This is a genomic window from Alteribacillus iranensis (genome assembly GCF_900113025.1).
GTDB classification, from domain to species: Bacteria; Bacillota; Bacilli; order Bacillales; family Marinococcaceae; genus Alteribacillus_A; species Alteribacillus_A iranensis.
Genome location: NZ_FONT01000005.1, coordinates 120,623 through 137,184, shown reverse-complemented (window position 1 = coordinate 137,184; position 16,562 = coordinate 120,623). Strand labels below are relative to the sequence as shown.

The 16,562-nt window shown below is 40.4% G+C and carries 20 protein-coding genes and 1 pseudogene; 14 read left to right on the top strand and 7 right to left on the bottom strand.

The annotated features are described in order from the left end of the window. Positions 1-21 precede the first annotated feature (21 nt). From BM095_RS12100 to BM095_RS12090, 3 genes and pseudogenes are all read left to right on the top strand, one after another. A complete protein-coding gene (locus tag BM095_RS12100; RefSeq protein ID WP_091662143.1) occupies positions 22-978 on the top strand; it encodes a GGDEF domain-containing protein in 957 nt (318 codons plus the stop codon). A gap of 288 nt (positions 979-1,266) precedes the next feature. Beyond that, complete coding sequence (locus BM095_RS12095; RefSeq protein WP_091662140.1) at positions 1,267-1,479, top strand: hypothetical protein; 213 nt, start codon at positions 1,267-1,269, stop codon at positions 1,477-1,479. A 224-nt stretch (positions 1,480-1,703) separates the two neighbouring features. Continuing rightward, a pseudogene (locus BM095_RS12090) lies at positions 1,704-2,234 on the top strand (DsbA family oxidoreductase); the annotation flags it as partial. A gap of 87 nt (positions 2,235-2,321) precedes the next feature. On the opposite strand, the gene BM095_RS12085 reads toward BM095_RS12090, so the two are convergent. After that, positions 2,322-3,488 carry a DUF4317 domain-containing protein gene (locus BM095_RS12085; RefSeq protein WP_091662135.1) on the bottom strand — a complete coding sequence of 389 codons (1,167 nt, stop codon included), beginning with the start codon at positions 3,486-3,488 and terminating at the stop codon, positions 2,322-2,324. A 259-nt stretch (positions 3,489-3,747) separates the two neighbouring features. On the opposite strand from BM095_RS12085, the gene BM095_RS12080 reads away from it, so the two are divergent. The 4 genes from BM095_RS12080 to BM095_RS12065 all read left to right on the top strand — a co-directional run bounded on the left by BM095_RS12080 (position 3,748) and on the right by BM095_RS12065 (position 6,002). Beyond that, complete coding sequence (locus BM095_RS12080) at positions 3,748-4,488, top strand: DUF554 domain-containing protein (RefSeq protein ID WP_091662133.1); 741 nt, start codon at positions 3,748-3,750, stop codon at positions 4,486-4,488. A gap of 27 nt (positions 4,489-4,515) precedes the next feature. Next, positions 4,516-5,094, top strand: coding sequence for a plasmid pRiA4b ORF-3 family protein (locus BM095_RS12075; RefSeq protein ID WP_177194804.1), 579 nt, complete (start codon positions 4,516-4,518; stop codon positions 5,092-5,094). Between the two features lie 2 nt (positions 5,095-5,096). Then, positions 5,097-5,342 (top strand): hypothetical protein, encoded by a 246-nt coding sequence (locus BM095_RS12070; protein WP_091662127.1) that lies wholly within the window; start codon positions 5,097-5,099, stop codon positions 5,340-5,342. A gap of 75 nt (positions 5,343-5,417) precedes the next feature. Next, on the top strand, positions 5,418-6,002 hold the full coding sequence (locus tag BM095_RS12065; protein ID WP_091662125.1) for a hypothetical protein: 585 nt from the start codon (positions 5,418-5,420) through the stop codon (positions 6,000-6,002). Positions 6,003-6,096: 94 nt separating this feature from the next. Here BM095_RS12065 and BM095_RS16620 read toward each other — a convergent pair whose 3' ends face one another. Next, positions 6,097-6,261, bottom strand: a complete 165-nt coding sequence (locus tag BM095_RS16620; protein WP_177194803.1) for a hypothetical protein — start codon at positions 6,259-6,261, stop codon at positions 6,097-6,099. 123 nt (positions 6,262-6,384) lie between these two features. On the opposite strand from BM095_RS16620, the gene BM095_RS12060 reads away from it, so the two are divergent. The 6 genes from BM095_RS12060 (at position 6,385) to BM095_RS12035 (ending at position 12,430) form a co-directional block, all read left to right on the top strand. Further along, complete coding sequence (locus BM095_RS12060) at positions 6,385-7,305, top strand: ketopantoate reductase family protein (RefSeq protein ID WP_091662513.1); 921 nt, start codon at positions 6,385-6,387, stop codon at positions 7,303-7,305. A gap of 228 nt (positions 7,306-7,533) precedes the next feature. Next, positions 7,534-8,244, top strand: a complete 711-nt coding sequence (locus BM095_RS12055) for an MOSC domain-containing protein (protein ID WP_091662122.1) — start codon at positions 7,534-7,536, stop codon at positions 8,242-8,244. A gap of 301 nt (positions 8,245-8,545) precedes the next feature. Continuing rightward, on the top strand, positions 8,546-9,694 hold the full coding sequence (locus tag BM095_RS12050) for an acyl-CoA dehydrogenase family protein (RefSeq protein WP_091662119.1): 1,149 nt from the start codon (positions 8,546-8,548) through the stop codon (positions 9,692-9,694). 23 nt (positions 9,695-9,717) lie between these two features. Further along, a complete protein-coding gene (locus BM095_RS12045) occupies positions 9,718-9,930 on the top strand; it encodes an acetyl-CoA carboxylase biotin carboxyl carrier protein subunit (RefSeq protein ID WP_091662117.1) in 213 nt (70 codons plus the stop codon). A gap of 18 nt (positions 9,931-9,948) precedes the next feature. Further along, the gene (locus BM095_RS12040) at positions 9,949-10,863 is read left to right on the top strand and encodes a hydroxymethylglutaryl-CoA lyase (RefSeq protein ID WP_091662114.1); all 915 of its coding nucleotides are present in this window, start codon (positions 9,949-9,951) and stop codon (positions 10,861-10,863) included. Further along, positions 10,841-12,430, top strand: a complete 1,590-nt coding sequence (locus BM095_RS12035) for an acyl-CoA carboxylase subunit beta (RefSeq protein WP_177194802.1) — start codon at positions 10,841-10,843, stop codon at positions 12,428-12,430. The genes BM095_RS12040 and BM095_RS12035 overlap by 23 nt, the downstream gene beginning before the upstream one ends. 134 nt (positions 12,431-12,564) lie before the next feature. Here BM095_RS12035 and BM095_RS12030 read toward each other — a convergent pair whose 3' ends face one another. The 3 genes from BM095_RS12030 to BM095_RS16610 form a co-directional block, all read right to left on the bottom strand. Continuing rightward, positions 12,565-12,897, bottom strand: coding sequence for a hypothetical protein (locus BM095_RS12030; RefSeq protein WP_091662108.1), 333 nt, complete (start codon positions 12,895-12,897; stop codon positions 12,565-12,567). Then, positions 12,881-13,042, bottom strand: coding sequence for a hypothetical protein (locus tag BM095_RS16615; protein ID WP_177194801.1), 162 nt, complete (start codon positions 13,040-13,042; stop codon positions 12,881-12,883). Before BM095_RS16615 ends, BM095_RS12030 begins: the two co-directional genes overlap by 17 nt. 169 nt (positions 13,043-13,211) lie before the next feature. After that, positions 13,212-13,376 carry a hypothetical protein gene (locus BM095_RS16610; RefSeq protein ID WP_177194800.1) on the bottom strand — a complete coding sequence of 55 codons (165 nt, stop codon included), beginning with the start codon at positions 13,374-13,376 and terminating at the stop codon, positions 13,212-13,214. Positions 13,377-13,828: 452 nt separating this feature from the next. Here BM095_RS16610 and BM095_RS12025 point away from each other — a divergent pair, with 452 nt between their 5' ends. Further along, entirely contained in the window at positions 13,829-15,328 is a 1,500-nt protein-coding gene (locus BM095_RS12025; protein WP_091662106.1) for a nitrate/nitrite transporter, read from the top strand. An 86-nt stretch (positions 15,329-15,414) separates the two neighbouring features. On the opposite strand, the gene BM095_RS12020 is transcribed toward BM095_RS12025, so the two are convergent. Both BM095_RS12020 and narI read right to left on the bottom strand, forming a co-directional pair. Then, positions 15,415-15,828 carry a hemerythrin domain-containing protein gene (locus tag BM095_RS12020; protein WP_091662103.1) on the bottom strand — a complete coding sequence of 138 codons (414 nt, stop codon included), beginning with the start codon at positions 15,826-15,828 and terminating at the stop codon, positions 15,415-15,417. Between the two features lie 14 nt (positions 15,829-15,842). Then, positions 15,843-16,556, bottom strand: coding sequence for a respiratory nitrate reductase subunit gamma (gene narI / locus BM095_RS12015; protein WP_091662101.1), 714 nt, complete (start codon positions 16,554-16,556; stop codon positions 15,843-15,845). Positions 16,557-16,562: the final 6 nt, after the last annotated feature.

Genomic DNA, 16,562 nt, shown 5'->3' with positions numbered 1-16,562 from the left:
AACGTGTGCTGGAGGTTAACCATGATCACTTATATTGGTGATATCTCTGTGGAAGTACCTAGTATTTCCTTGCCGATTCAAAATAGAGTGGTGAACGACATCTTCGAACAGAGTAAGGATATACAGGGTGTTGTGGTAGGGAAGGATGACATTCCTATCGGTCTCATTTCTAAAGTTCACTTTTACCAAAACATGGGGACCATGTACGGTTATCATCTTTATATGGGGCGGTCCGCTGAATTACTCATGAACAAAGCTCCGCTCATTGTGGATTATTATACTACTATTGTTGATGTAAGCACACTTGCCATGAGTAGAAAAGACGAAGAAATATATGATTACATCATTGTCACAAAAGATTCGTATTATGTTGGGGTTGTCAGTGTCCGTCATCTGTTAATTACATTTGCTGAGATTCAGACAGAGAATGCTAGTGTTCTAGATCCACTAACAAGGTTACCTGGGAACTCTGTCATCCATGAAAAGTTGACTGTCACGTTGTCCGTTAAGCAGTTTAGCGTATTGTGTGTTGATTTAGATTATTTTAAATCCTATAACGATATTTATGGCTTTAAAAGAGGCGATGATTTGCTGACAGACGTTTCGAAAATATTACATACAAACATTGCTAAAAATGGTGGATTTCTCGGTCATGTCGGGGGAGATGACTTTGTTGCTATTTTTCATCATTTTCGCATAGATGAAATATGTCAAACTATCATTCAACAGTTTGAAGCAGCAAAGAAATTTTATTATCCAAATGATCATTTTACGCAGAAATATGTTATTTCGGAGAACAGGCGAGGAAATATAGAAAAAATACCTCTCATTTCCATTTCCATAGCAGTAGTAACTAACCAAACAAAGAGTTACATAAACGTGGAAGAAATAGTATCAGATGCAACCAAAGTAAAAAAGTTGTGCAAATCAACCCCACAGAGCTGTTATGAAGTGAGCTCTAGTTGTTTAACAAATTAGTGAGTAGCTTCTTATGATATTCATTTCCTTTATGTCGTGCTTTTTGTATTCTACATATAAAAAACAGGAAAAAGTTTATGAAGGAACTATTCATCAATTAAGTTGGCGATAACATCTCCATTTTCAAGGAATGGAAGGGCATAGATCAATGAGTACGTGGGGTATAAAGCATCTTTTGCATAAAAGATAGCACTCTCTATAGTATTGTTTTTTATCAATTTTTCCCGCTCCCTTTACAAACACTTCTTACCCGCCGGTTACATATTGTGTTAAAAAAGGGGAGATTGTATGCCTTGGCAGCATAAAATAGCGTACTTGTTAGATCAATCAGTAGGAATTTCATTTATGGACGGTACTGGGACGTCAGGGATCTTATGTGATGCAGATGGCAGCAGCTTGTACGTGATGGAGTACTTATATCATTCACAGTTTGCACTGAAGCATTATAGCTACACTATGATTCTAGATATTCATCCTTTTCCTAGTTGTAATAATCGTTAATAAAAAAGCTGCGATCAAAACATAAACCTTGATCGCTCTTTTATTTCGAGTGCACTTAATCCATTTTCTGCGTCGCAAAACTTGTAATAATAAAAGACAAGCAATATATTTGATTTTAACGGAAGATTTTTCTATCTTGGAGTGAAGGACAATCCTACTTGTAAGGAGGCATAAGGATGAAAACCTTGAAGGTATATTTTGATTACTCTTGACCGTTTTGTTATACGGAGACGGTGTCTCTGAAGCCATTGGAAGATGAAAGAATAATGCTCGATTGGACGGCTTGGAAAATGCCGGCTGATGCACGTCCACCAGCTAAACCAGAAGGATACGGAGAAGGAGCAAAGAGTTTCCTTGAGAAATTAGTGGACAAAACAGGTTTAACGATCCAGCCGCCATCTGAAAAAAGAAGCACCAAGCTGGCCCATATTGGTGGAATGTATGCGAAGTCACAAGGGAAATTTGATTATTACCACCTTCGCATCTTTCAAGCGATCTGGGAAAAAGATGAAAATATCGAAGATGCGGACGTGTTGGCGCACATTGCAGAAGAGGCAGGATTGGATCGTAAGGAATTTATGAAAGCACTGAAGAATTCAGAATATGAAAATCTACTAAACGAAGATTTTACCAGTGCTGCCCAGAATAAAATATGGACGATTCCTTCTTATGTCGGGGATAAAGGGGAAATACAGGTTCATCATTACAAGGACATACCTAGCCTTGACGAACTAAGACAGATTATTTCATTCTGACTCCATCACTATGTCATATTCCGGAAGAGGAGTAGTTTCGAGCTTGTCCCAGTACTGGGGCAAGCTCTTTTTAAGATAAGTTAGAAGTTATTCACCAAATACTTCCGGGATCATTTTAAAACCATCGATTTCCGCTTCTTCTTCTACTTCGATCATGATACAACGTTTTCCATGAAAGTTGACCTGTTTTACGTACTGAAGATCTTGTGGGCTGATGGATATGTTGGCAACTTTTGTTTCGATCTTTATCGATTTTGAATGATATTTTGGAACAATGTTACTTGCCTTCAGCTCATAGGATTCATCATCAATGACTCGTTGAAAAGCAGATTTCACTCTTTCCGTATCAACCTCTTCACCACTTTGGTTCAAAACTCGTTCCACGTCTTTGTAGTCGAGTGTAGGGGGAGTGTCGTCTTCGTTTTCTTCCACAGTACGGTTAATTTCACCATATACATTAGCAAGCGTGGAGGGGCTGAGCTGATCACCGACCACTCCTCTGACGACTTCCTCGAACATCGCTTTATCTTCTTGGGCTGTCATGATTTCTTCTCCATTTAAGACGTCTTCAATAAAACGGTAATCCGGTTCATTCGCTTTGCCTGCTGCGTAAAGAACACGATTTACATCGGAGGCTCCGTCTGTAATGGATGGAAACAGAAATCCTCCCATCGGTTTTTTGAAATCGATGATGGGATCTGCCTCAATCTTGTATTTGAATTCCTTTTCAACATAGTCAAATTGTATTTCTTTTTTCGGTTCCTCTGTCCGATTAATACTACAAAGAATAAAAGGATTAGCGTAAACCGCATCTCGTTCACTTTCTTCTCTTTCTTCATTTCTCTGTTTTGTAGGTTTTAAATATTCCGTTCGGATGAAAGAAATGACAATATCCCTCTCATAGGGATGGTCTGCAATCATTTTCTCTGTCAGCAATAGCATTTGTTCCTTCCAACCCTCCACGTCATTGCTTAACAGGCCTTTATGCAGGATGAGCTGACTATGATTTTCTGCCTCGCGTTGAAATTTTAACTCAAATAATTTTTCATCGGGCTTCCCTGTTAATACTTTTTTAAAGTTATTTAAAAAAAGCTCTTGCTGGTCTCGGTCAAGCATTTCAAAAGGTTGGCTTTGATGATGGTAAATATCTGTAGAATCCTTCATGATGTATATATTGAAAATATCTGAGATTTTTAGTAAGTCATTGTCTACTTTTAATTGCTTACGTATGTCTGCTATATCTTTTTTATCCATTCATTTATCACTCCTAGACTCCCTGGATCTGATCTCCACTACTACTCTATGATTGTACTATTTTAACACAGAGTCCTGTTTTTCGGTTCGCCGTAACTATCAAGATATCCGTTTATTGAGTGAGTGACTGCAAAGTTGTAAAATACCAAAGAGAGGCATGGACACTTATGTCGTACTCGGGTACGAATTTTCGTGTTGGTTATTTTAAACAAAAAGCTAAAGCTTGAAGAAAAGAAGAACGTCGAAGGAGAAACATACGATGGTGTTATTAGGAACTTTAGTCAATGGGATTGCTATTTTGGTTGGATCGTTACTAGGTTCTTTCATTAGAAAAATTCCGGAGAGCATGAAGACGACAGTGATGCAATCTCTGGGACTTGCTGTTATTGTGTTAGGGATAGGAATGGGACTCGAAAGCGAACAATTTATCATTGTGATCGGGAGTTTGGTAGTAGGAGTGGTACTGGGAGAACGGTGGGATTTAGATGATAAGCTTAATCGGTTAGGAGATTGGTTGGAGAATAAGTTGGGAGCAGAGACAAATGTAGATGGAAATTTGTCAAAAGCATTTGTTACCACGACTCTCATTTACGTAGTAGGGGCTATGAGTATTTTAGGTGCGTTGGATAGTGGGATACGAGAAGATCACTCGGTGTTATATACAAAATCTATTCTAGATGGGTTTTCAGCGATCATCTTTACTTCAACGTTAGGCATCGGTGTTATTTTTTCTTCCATTCCTGTGTTTCTGTACCAGGGAACGATCGCTTTGTTTGCCACTCAGATCATTAAAGTGATACCAGACGCTTTAATGGAATCATTTATCGCTGAAATGACAGCGACAGGCGGGATTATGATTATAGCTATTGGTTTAAACATATTAGGCCTGACAAAGATAAAAGTAGCCAATTTATTACCCGCTATCCTTATTGTAGGCATTCTGACGAGTATTCTTTATTATTGGGATTCCATTATATTAGGATTTGGTCAGCTTTTTTAATGGATTAACGTTGAGGAGGGGACACTATTGTCTGTAAAGATTTATCAATTGAAAATTACATTGAAAGGATTAAAGCCTCCTATTTGGCGAAGGGTGGAGGTTCGAAGTGATTATACATTTGCTGAATTGCACCAAGTGATTCAGGTTGTGATGGATTGGCAGGATAGTCATCTCCATAATTTCGAATTGAATAGGTTTCATAAAGAAGAGGGTCCGAGAGTGTTTATTGAGCAGGATTTCGATGAAGAGGATGACTTCTCTATAGCCATGCCTTTTTTTTCTAAAAAAGTAAGTGAAAATGAAGAGGTGTTGGAGGACTGGCTTCAAAAAGAGAATGATAAAACACTATACACTTATGATTTCGGAGACGATTGGGAACATGAAGTGAAACTAGAAAAAATCCTGGAACCAAAAAGTGGCGTAAGCTATCCTCGCTGCACAAAAGCGAGACGGTTGACTCCAGATGAAGACAGCCGTGTGGACGTTATGGAAGAGACAGACGAAGATGGTCGTTGGGTCCCCGAAGAAGACCCTCCTCCAAAAGAGCTTCAACAGGACATCAATGATGAATTACAACATTGTGTAAAATTATGGAAGGTGGAATAATAATGGGGAAGCGACTTAAAAAAAAATCACGTAAACAAACGAAGGATGAAAATGAAGACCAGCTTTTCTCGTCAGATGAAACATTTGCGTTTATTGCAGGGTACACGTCTAATGGAGTACCCTATGGGATTACCCATGAGGAAGCGGCTGAGATCGAAGGAATGGATGCTGTAAAAGAGGATGAGGGAAAGAACGCGAAAGATGATGATAGAAGAGTTGAAGTGAATGACGATGATTTACCTTTCTAAAGTGGAAAGGAATAAATAAATGTTGTTTGGTTAAGCTACTAACATGCTATTTGAGACGGGATAGGTGTGTTAACAATGACCGAGCAACAAAAGGAGATGCTGGCAGAAGCGCGTTCCAACAACTTAGAGTTATCGAGTCATATGACAGAGTATTGGGAGCGATTTTCCGGGTTGGATACATGGCAATTTTGGATAATTGTTTTGATGACGATTATACCTCTTATTGTGTTGTTCTTTGCTATCGACAGACGAAAAGTGCTCCTTATCGGCTTTTTTGGGTTCAATTATCATGTTTGGTTTGCGTATGTTAATTCAACGGGGATCCGTTACGGTCTATGGGAATATCCTTATGAGGTTGTCCCTTTTCTCCCGAGTTTTGCCTTGGATGCTTCATTGGTGCCAATCACCTATATGCTAGTCTTTCAATGGACTTTAAATCATAACAAGAATATATTTATCCTTTCCACTATTACAGCTGCTATCCTTGCTTTCATTGTAAAACCAATTATGGTTCATTTACACTACTTCCATATGTTTTATGGCATTAATTTTTTTCATTTATTCTTGTTTTATATTGGTATGTTCCTGGTCTCCTATGGAATCACTAAAGTTTTCATGTGGCTTCAAAATCATAAAAAAAGAAACCCTCAACATCCTTAATGAAAGAACGTTGAGGGTTTCATCTATCTTAAAAAAGGAGAAAGTATAACATTCATGGAGCTACATGCTCGAGAACAAGATGTTTCCACTTTCCTTAATCTGTAAGACGTTTACGGTAATAATCAAAGAAAACATGATCCAAGTCAGCAAGAAGCTTCGGATCCGGACAACCTTTCTCTATAGCCTCTGATAATACGGCTAATTCTTCTTCATTGAGCTGTATGATTAAGTTCTTCCCTTTTTCGTTATGAAGTCTCATTTTCATCATCCTTTGTAATATATGTATATATTTTACCCATTTTATCGTCCTTTTACTCTTGCTATTCATGTGGATTTTCTGTGAAAATGTAGGTGAAAAGAGGTATGGAAAGGAATGGAGCAAATGAAAGAGATAAATAAGGTGTCTATTATTGGTCTAGGGGCGCTTGGAGTCATGTTCGGTCATCATTTATCGAAAAAGATGTCTTCCGAACACTTGAGAATTGTTGCTGATCCGGAACGTGTTCAAAAGTATCAAAATAATGAAATCTATTGCAATGGAGAACGCTGTCAATTTAATTATATAACATCTGAAGACGAAGATGATCCAGCTGATTTAGTTATATTTGCCGTTAAATATTCAGGGCTGGAAGATGCCATGGAATCCGTAAGAAATCAAATCGGTGACGAGACTATTATTTTATCTGCCTTAAACGGAGTGACAAGTGAATCAATCATTGGAGAGAAATTTGGCATGGACCGCGTCTTGTATTGTGTCGCCCAAGGCATGGATACTGTGAAAGCAGGTAATAAAGTAATATACAGTAATATGGGTATGCTTTGTTTTGGAGATAAAGAACCGGGGGAGCCGTCAGAAAAAGTACAAACCGTTGCCCGTTTTTTTGATAACACCGATTTCCCTTATGAAATAGACACTAACATGAAAAAGCGCCAATGGGGAAAATTTATGGTAAATGTTGGAGTGAATCAAACGGTTGCTGTGTATAAAAGTAATTACGGCGAAATTCAACAAGAAGGACCGGCTCGGACTATGATGATTGCGGCTATGAGAGAAGTAATGGCACTAACAGAGGTCGAAGGAACAAAACTTTCAGTGGAAGACTTAGCATATTGGTTAAAGGTGTTAGGTACTCTGAGTCCACACGGCAAACCATCCATGGCTCAAGATGTTGAAGCAAAACGGCATAGTGAAGTAGAATTGTTTTCGGGTACTGTGTTAAAGCTAGGAAAAAAATATGGAGTGCCAACCCCGATAAATCAGGAGCTGTATAATAGAATTACTACGATAGAAAAAGACTATTAAACTGTCTACATGTTATTTTCTGAAAGTTAGGAACCCCCCTTTTTACGGATACTTCTATCCGCATTCAGGAACCAGTTCACGAGGTGGTTTTCGAAGCGACAAGCCCTGTGACCACACCTCTCCAATACTTTTTTAGCTGCGCTAACAGAATAGTATGAATCATATCTTCGTCTTTGGTATAATCAGTTAAATAGCGGATATATTTGGGGAACCGGCAGGAGGGATGGCATGACGCCTTATTTAAAACAAATATTTATAGGTAAACCTAAAACGACAGGTAAAAAAGATGCAGAACGTCCTATGGACCGCGAGTGGAGAAGTGGAATTTTTAAAGAGTGTGTAACAGGGCAAGTATGGCTGGGAAGAACAAACTTACACGGTGATGGTCAGGCTGATTTAAAAAATCACGGTGGGGAAGAGAAAGCTGTTTTTGCTTATCCATCCGAACATTACGTTGATTGGCAAGACGAACTTCAACGGACGGACATGAGGCCAGGGGCAATGGGAGAAAATTTCTCTATTTCTAACCAGACAGAAAGAGAAGTTGCCATTGGTGATACATATCATATTGGCGAGGCTGTGATCCAAGTTTGTCAACCTAGGCAGCCATGTTGGAAGCCTGCTCGTCGTTTTAAAATGAAAGAGCTGGCTTTGCATATACAAAACTCGGGGAGAACGGGATGGTATTTTCGAGTGTTAGAAGAGGGCTTTGTGCAATCCGATCAACCTCTTACACTTGTAGAACGCCCATATCCTCAATGGACGATTGAACGTTGCAATCAAGTTATGCACGTAGAAAAGGATAATATACAAGCGGCTAGAGAACTGGCATCGTGTGAGTATCTAGCTGGAAGATGGAGAGTTACATTGATGAATCGGGTGGAGACAGGAAAAAGTAAGGATATCAGAAAAAGAGTATACGGACCGAATGATTCTTAAGAGGAGACGGGTTAGCTTACTTAGAGCAGCCCGTCTCTTTCTTTATTTATGATGTTGGAAGCGACACCGAACGTTAATCGTTATCGGCTCGGGCTTGATTCCGTCCGGACTGAAGGAAGTCTTTTTCGGAGGTCCGAGGATTAGAGTATTGACCGCAAATATCGTTTCCAGTAAATAACGGAGGAAGTACGTACTTGCTTTGATTATGATGCAATACTTGTACGCATTGTTTTTATTCGTGATGAATATATAGATAATAAGCCATTATATTTAGTGCAGGCTTAGGAGGGGAGAGAGGCTGGTGGATTTTGAATTAACGAAAGAGCAGCGGATGGTTCGGGAAATGGTAAGGGAGTTTTCCCGCAACGAAATAGCCCCTAATGCCATCGAAGTAGATAGAACAGGTCAATTTCCGGAGGATACCTTCAAAAAAATAGGTCAATTAGGTCTTCTTGGTCTACCTTTCCCAGAAAAATATGGCGGATCAGGAGGAGACACGATTTCTTATATGATAGCAGTCGAAGAGATAGGAAAAGCATGTGGTGGGACAGGTTTAAGCTATGCCGCTGCTGTTTCTTTAGGAGCAAGTCCATTGTTTTCTTTTGGAACAGAGGAACAGAAGCAGCGTTTTCTTGTTCCTATTACGAGTGGCAAAAGGTTGGGCGCTTTTGGATTAACTGAACCGAATGCGGGATCGGATGCAGGAGGGACGCAGACAAAAGGAGTTTTAAAAGATGGTCGCTATCTAATTAATGGAGAAAAAAGTTGGACGACAAACGCTCAATATTCCGACATGGTCATTGTTACAGCAGTTACGGGAAAAACAGCAACCGGTAAGAATATCATATCTGCTTTCATTGTCCCTACGGATGCAGATGGTTTTACGATAAGAAGTCCGTACGAAAAAATGGGGGTGCGAGGTTCTAATACTTGTGAGCTGATACTTGAAGATGTAAGTGTACCGCAAGAGAATATCTTGGGAAGTCCAGGAGAAGGACTTCAACAGTTTTTGCATACGCTAGATGGAGGAAGGGTCTCCATTGGAGCTTTGGCTGTAGGGATTGCGCAGGGAGCGTATGAGAAGGCGCTAGCTTATGCAAATGAACGAAAACAATTCGGGAATAAGATATCTCAATTTCAGTCCATTCAATTTAAGCTTGCTGATATGGCATTAGAAATTGAATTGGCACGGAATATGGTGTGGAAAGCCGCTTGGCTAAAGGATAAAGGGAAACCGTATCGCAAAGAGTCAGCATTTGCTAAATTATTTGCGTCTGAAATGGCTACTCGTACTTGTAACCAATCCCTTCAAATACACGGGGGATATGGCTACATGAGAGAGTATGAAGTGGAGCGAATGTTACGAGATGCGAAACTGATGGAAATTGGAGAAGGTACTTCAGAGATCCAAAGACTCGTCATAGCAAGAAGTATCGGATGCGAGCAATAAATAAGCAAACGGGAGGGGACAGGATGGAAGTTATTCGGACTCCAATCACCGGAACCGTATGGAAGATCCATGTTAAAGCTGGTGACGAAGTGAAAGCGGGAGAGGAAGTAGCTATCGTAGAATCAATGAAAATGGAAATACCTATCGTTTCTGACTATCCTGGTAACGTGAAAACGGTGTTTAGAGAGGAAGGAGATTTTATAAATGAAGGGGAAGACCTCATAGAGCTAGATTAAAAACAATAGGTGATAACAATGAAAAATCTTCCTAATCATGTGAGTATACGAGAAGTAGGTCCCCGAGATGGTTTGCAAAATGAGGATACATTTATACGAACATATGATAAAGTTGCTTGGATAGAAAAGTTGATAGATAGTGGAACGTCTTACATTGAAATTACGTCTTTTGTCTCACCAAAATGGATTCCAGCCCTGAAAGATGCCAAAGAAACTGCTGCGAAAGTAAAACATAAGAAGGACGTTACTTTTGCAGCCCTTGTTCCTAATCGAAAAGGAGCGGAAGCAGCTATTGAAGCTGGGATGGACGAATTGTCTGTGTTTATGTCTGCCAGCGAAACCCATAATAAGAGGAATATTAATAAAACTATTAAGGAGACTTACCCTGTTCTGAAAGAAGTTATTCAGGAAGGGAAAAAAGCAAACAAAACGATAAGAAGTTATATCTCCACGTCTTTTGTGTGTCCCTATGAGGGGAAGGTGGAAATAGATAAAGTCCTCTCCGTAGCTTGTGCTTTACTAGAGATGGGGGTAGACGAACTGTCTATCGGAGATACGGTAGGAGCTGCAAGTCCGCGTCATGTGGACCAGTTATTGTCTGTGTTATTAAAAAAAGTAACTACGGATAAAATCGCCATGCACTTTCATAACACCTACGGAATGGCAGCTGCTAATTGCCTTGCATCCTTACAAAGGGGCATTCATAAACTGGACAGCTCATGCGGAGGACTAGGAGGATGCCCTTATGCACCCGGTGCAGCAGGAAATATGGCAACGGAAGAATTACTATATCTCTTACACCAGATGGGGATCCAAACGGGGATGAGGGAAGAAAAAATTTGGGAAGCAGCCGCGTTTATTGAAAGGAAATTGGGCAGATCATTGGATAGTAATATATTGAAAGTGAGAAATGCAGGAATTGGCGGAATATAAGTGTGAAGAGAAGAAGGGGGACTTTAGATTGACCTGGGAAGAAGACCTTAGGAGGAAGGCAGCTCGTATTGCACAAGGGGGACCACATAACTATCATCAGAGAAACAAGGAAAAAAATAAGTTGTTTGTTCGTGAACGTCTGCGACTCCTGCTTGATCATGGGATAGAAACGGAAGATGGAAAGTTCGCAAATGAGGCAGCGGAAGGATTGCCTGCAGACGGTGTAATCACAGGAACGGGTAAAATACATGAGCAAACGGTTTGTTTTATTGCTAATGACTCCACTGTTAAAGCAGGATCATGGGGAGCGCATACGGTGGAGAAAATGATACGTATTCAAGAGAAGGCTGAAAGGTTACAAATTCCACTCTTGTATTTAGTTGATTCTGCAGGAGCGCGTATCACCGACCAGATTGATATGTTTCCTGGACGGAGAGGGGCGGGGCGGATTTTCCATAATCAAATCAAGCTGTCTGGACAAGTACCTCAAGTGTGTATTTTATTCGGACCTTCCGCTGCTGGTGGCGCTTATATCCCCGCTTTTTGTGACATTGTTATTATGACGGAAGGGAATGCTTCCATGTATTTGGGGTCCCCGCGTATGGCTGAAATGGTCATCGGAGAGAGAGTAAGCCTTGAAGAGATGGGCGGGGCGAAGATGCACTGTTCGGTCTCAGGCTGTGGTGATATTCTTGTGCAGAATGAGGAAGAAGCGATACAGAAAGCACGAGACTATATGACATACATGCCCGCCAACTATACAAAGCAGCCTAAAAAATGCGGAGCACAACATCCTGCTATAGCGACTCCACGTGGAAAAACCATAGAAGACATTATTCCGCAAAATCAAAACAGCCCCTTTAATATGTACGAGCTTATCGAACGAATAATCGATGAAGATAGCTTGTTTGAAATAAAAGCATTGTTTGCTCCCGAGATTATCACTGCTTTATCACGGATAAATGGGAGAGTCGTGGGAATCGTGGCGAATCAACCAAGCGTAAAGGGCGGGGTTCTTTTCCCGGATACGGCGGATAAGGCCGCTCGATTTATCACATTGTGTGATGCCTTTCATATACCTTTATTATTTTTAGTGGATGTACCCGGTTTTATGATCGGCACGCACGTGGAGAAACAGGGGATAATCAGGCATGGAGCCAAAATGGTAGCAGCTATGTCGGAAGCGACCGTCCCAAAAATATCCGTCATTGTTAGGAAGGCATATGGAGCTGGTTTATATGCGATGGCTGGTCCTGCCTTTGAACCTGATTGTTGCCTGGCACTGCCAACCGCACAAGTGGCTGTCATGGGACCAGAAGCTGCAGTGAATGCAGTATATGCAAAGAAAATTGCTTCTCTGCCCGAAGAAAAGAGGCAAGCATTTATTGAAAAGAAGAGAAAGGAATATAAAGAAAACATTGATATTTATCGATTGGCATCTGAGATGATTGTTGATGAGGTAGTGAGTGGTGAACGGCTACGAGAGGAGCTCACCTCTCGCTTTAATGTATATACCACCAAGAATGTTACCTTCTCCCAAAGAAAGCATCCGGTGTACCCGGTATAAGCAAAACATATATTCAAATAAATTCATTGAACGGGTATGCCCCTGGCTCTCCATTGTTTCCGCAATGTTTACGCACGAGGCGAACCCGTTTATTTCTATGAGAATGAAGAATCGTTCAGTAGGTCTGATAACATTCAGGCGGAACGCCATCTATGATGCTCATCTCCAAAGTTACCATTTCTGGTGATAGTACGGGGAACTTGGTGAGTTTTTTCCATCACAAGTTGGTAATTGTAATCTGCGGCTTTTTTATACTGAATAAGTCCATACAGGGAAATAACGATTTGAATCAACAAAATAAAAGGGCTAGTGTTCAAGCTAACGGAAGATAAAACAATGAAAAAAGCGATAACAGCTGAAAGTTGTGAAAGAAGCAGAACCTTATGACGAAGAATAAAGGAAATGACAACAGAAATAATAGCGAGTATCCACACCAATGCATTCACATCACTAATCATTACCAACATGATTATCCACTCCTTTAATAGTTGATCTATTCAGTTTCAAGTTCTTCACATCCGGTAGCATGTATTCGTGACTTCTTCCTCCTTCATTGACCATGCGTTCAATTTCCTCATAACAAGTACATGGGACATTTACGGTATGATCCATGTAACTCCCTCCTTTCAATTCCATTATGAGCGAGAAAACCTTGTGTTACTTTGACGTATATCAATTATGGAAAATTTTAACGTTTGAAAAGAAGGGGGCGTGGGTATAGAGGAGTCGAAATCACTACTATAAAGTTGGTTTATGATATTCTGAATTGTTGCTATTCCATTCAAAGTGAAGACGGCTCACCTCTAAGCGCTTGTTCGCCCGTAGGGGGTTCTTCTGCTAAGTACACCAACGTCGAATGCGGATCTTTTGCTAAATTCACGAACATCAACAGCTGATCTTCTGCTAAGAACGCAAACATCTGATGTGGATCTTTTGCTAAATTCACGAACATCCTGTTCGTAACGCAAAAGTCAACGCGTCCTGCGTAAGCCAACTCAGAAGTCAGTACATCGTGTACTAGCTAACGCAAGAGTCAACGCATCCTGCGTGAGCACGCAGAAGCCAGCACATCCTGTACAAGTGGGCGCCTTGCGCTTCTCTTGTAAATAAGAATGCAAAACATGATTAAAGGAAAGAAGGACACTATAAAAAAAGAAAATTACTTAGAGAATGTTGTTTTAAAAATGGAGAGTAATGAATGGAGGAATGCAATGTAAAAATTCTCTTGCAGGTACCGTTCGCCGTGCCGGAAAATCCTCGAATGACGTTAAAAATCTTACTGTTCTCGTAAACATAAGAAAAACTTCTTTCTACTAGAACATTCATTTTTTGACGACTCGTAACGACTACGATAAACAACCAAAATATGCTTGAAATTTCGTAGAATGGGGGTTCGTTATGACTAACAGACCAGGCGTTCAATTAAGTTTGCAGACATCCAGCTTACTCGCCGGGTTTATGGTTTGGGTAATGATTTCATCACTTATGCCGTTTATTACAGAAGATATTTCTCTTTCGGCTACAGAAGCCTCACTTGTCACTGCTATACCAGTTATACTAGGTTCTCTGATGAGAGTTCCAATTGGATTTTGGACGAATAGGTATGGTGCGAGAATTGTTTTTATTGTGAGTTTTATTGTCTTGTTGTTTCCAGTATTTTACTTAAGTACAGCTGATTCTTTTGCTGATTTAGTCATTGGAGGGCTTTTTTTAGGGATTGGAGGAGCGGTGTTTTCAATTGGAGTTACGTCTCTTCCGAAATACTATGATAAAAAACGTCACGGTTTTGTGAATGGGATATACGGTGTTGGTAACATTGGGACCGCTGTCACTACATTTGCCTCACCGGTCATTGCGACACAAATAGGGTGGAACAATACGATCCGTTTGTTTCTCCTTTTGTTAATCTTTTTTATTTTATTGAATGTTTTTCTAGGAGACCGGAAAGAACAGAAAACACGAGTGAAACTTGGACCGCAGATTGCATCTGTGATAGGAAACGAACGAATGTGGTTTTTGAGCTTGTTCTATTTTATTACCTTTGGCTCGTTCGTGGCGTTTACCGTGTACCTGCCGAATTTTCTCGTTTCCTCTTTTGGATTAACTTCTACAGATGCCGGATTGCGCACCGCAGGGTTTATTGCGATAGCCACTTTCCTAAGGCCAGTGGGAGGATGGCTTGGTGATAAGTTTAATTCGTTTATTATCTTAATTATTGTGTTTGCAGGTATTACGGTTTCAGGTATTATTCTATCCTTTTCGCCAACGTTAGAGCTATATACGGTAGGTGTCTTAAGTGTAGCTGTTTGTGCAGGGGTAGGAAATGGTGTGGTATTTAAATTAGTACCCTTGTACTTTTCCAGGCAAGCTGGGATTGTGAATGGTATTGTTTCTGCAATTGGTGGATTGGGTGGATTTTTCCCGCCTATCGTCCTAAGTATCGTGTTCGGTTTAACAGGTCATTATGCGATCGGGTTTATGGCTCTGTCTCAATTTGCTTTAGCTGCTCTCATTATTGTTGTATGGATGTATTTCACGGGAAAGCTGGAAATGAGTCATACCGCCATGCAGCATACGATTGAAGGGATTATGATTACGGACCAAGATGGAAGAATACAATACGTGAATCCAGCCTTTGTAGATACGACAGGGTACAGCGAAAAAGAAGCGATTGGAACCACTCCTAACATTCTCAAATCAGGAAAGCACGATGAAGAATTTTACAAACGGATGTGGCAAGAAATAGAAGAAGAAGGGTATTGGAAAGGAGAAATTGTGAACCGCAAGAAAAGTGGGGACCTTTATCGTGAATGGCTAACGATTACCCCGATAAAAAATAAACATGAACCGAACACAGGATATGTAGCTATGTTTACGGAACTGACCGAAAAGACGTAAGGATATAATTAACTTAAAAAAAGATAAATAAAAAGGAAAAAGCCGCGGAGCCATCACCTTCCGCGGCTATAATTATGGAATATCTACTAGAGGAGTAAATATTTTTCTTCGTCTCTGCTATGCTGCCAATTAATCACAAGCAAACTGTCGTACAATTGTATTCGCTCTTCTTGTTCACTATTGTCTTCTAATAAATGCTTTGCTTCTTCCAGTACTTTCCTCAGCAAATCATGGTCACGAGTGAGTTTTGCGATTGTTTCAACCATTTCGGGTTGTCTTTGTTTTATGTCCTGATAGAGACCGGTTTCTTCAGAATCAGCATGTGCAATAATATGATCATACCAATGCTCAATTAAAATTTCTTCTGCTTGTTTCGCCTCTTCCCATCGATTTTCATTATAAAGTTGTTTAATAATAGCTGTCATTTCTTTGACTTGGCCGAAAGCCGCTTCGTGAATAGACCGATGAGAGTCATAAACACGTAATGCTGGTCCAGACATATGAATCATTCCTTTTACTGAGCTTTTGCTTTTTTCGATTTATTCGGATTGGCACGTCTGTAAATAATATATTTTCTTTTTATATATTCCAGAGGAAGGCTCCAGACATGGACGAGCCGGGTGAAAGGCCAAACCGCAAACAAAGTGAAGGCAGCAATAACATGGGCTTGGAAACCCCAAGGAGCGAATGCAAGCATTTCCGGCATCGGACGGAAGCTTAAAATGCCACGAAACCAAGGACCTATCGTATAGCGATAATCGAAATCTCCCCCTGTCGCCGTATACCAAGCCGTATTCGTAAATCCAACGACCGTAACGATCCCAATAAGGAGAAGAACATATAAGTCTGCTCGAGAGCCTTGACTCTTTACACGTTTATCGCTCAATCTACGTATAGTCAAGAGCGCCCCGCCGATTACCATGGCCGCTCCAGCGAGTGAACCAAACCAAACTGCTCCAAAATGATACATTTCTTCTGAGATACCTATCATTGGGTAAAAAGTATGGGGGATAACGATGCCACCTATATGGCCAAAGAAGACAAAAATAACTCCTATATGAAATAGTAGGCTTCCCCATTTTAATAGTCGATCAGAGCGGAGAAATTGACTAGATTGGGCTGACCACCCGAACTGATCGTGGTTATACCGCCAAATATGTCCAACAATGAAGATGGTTAAAGTGATATAAGGATAGGCTACCCACAAAAAGAAATCAATTGGGCCCAAAACAAT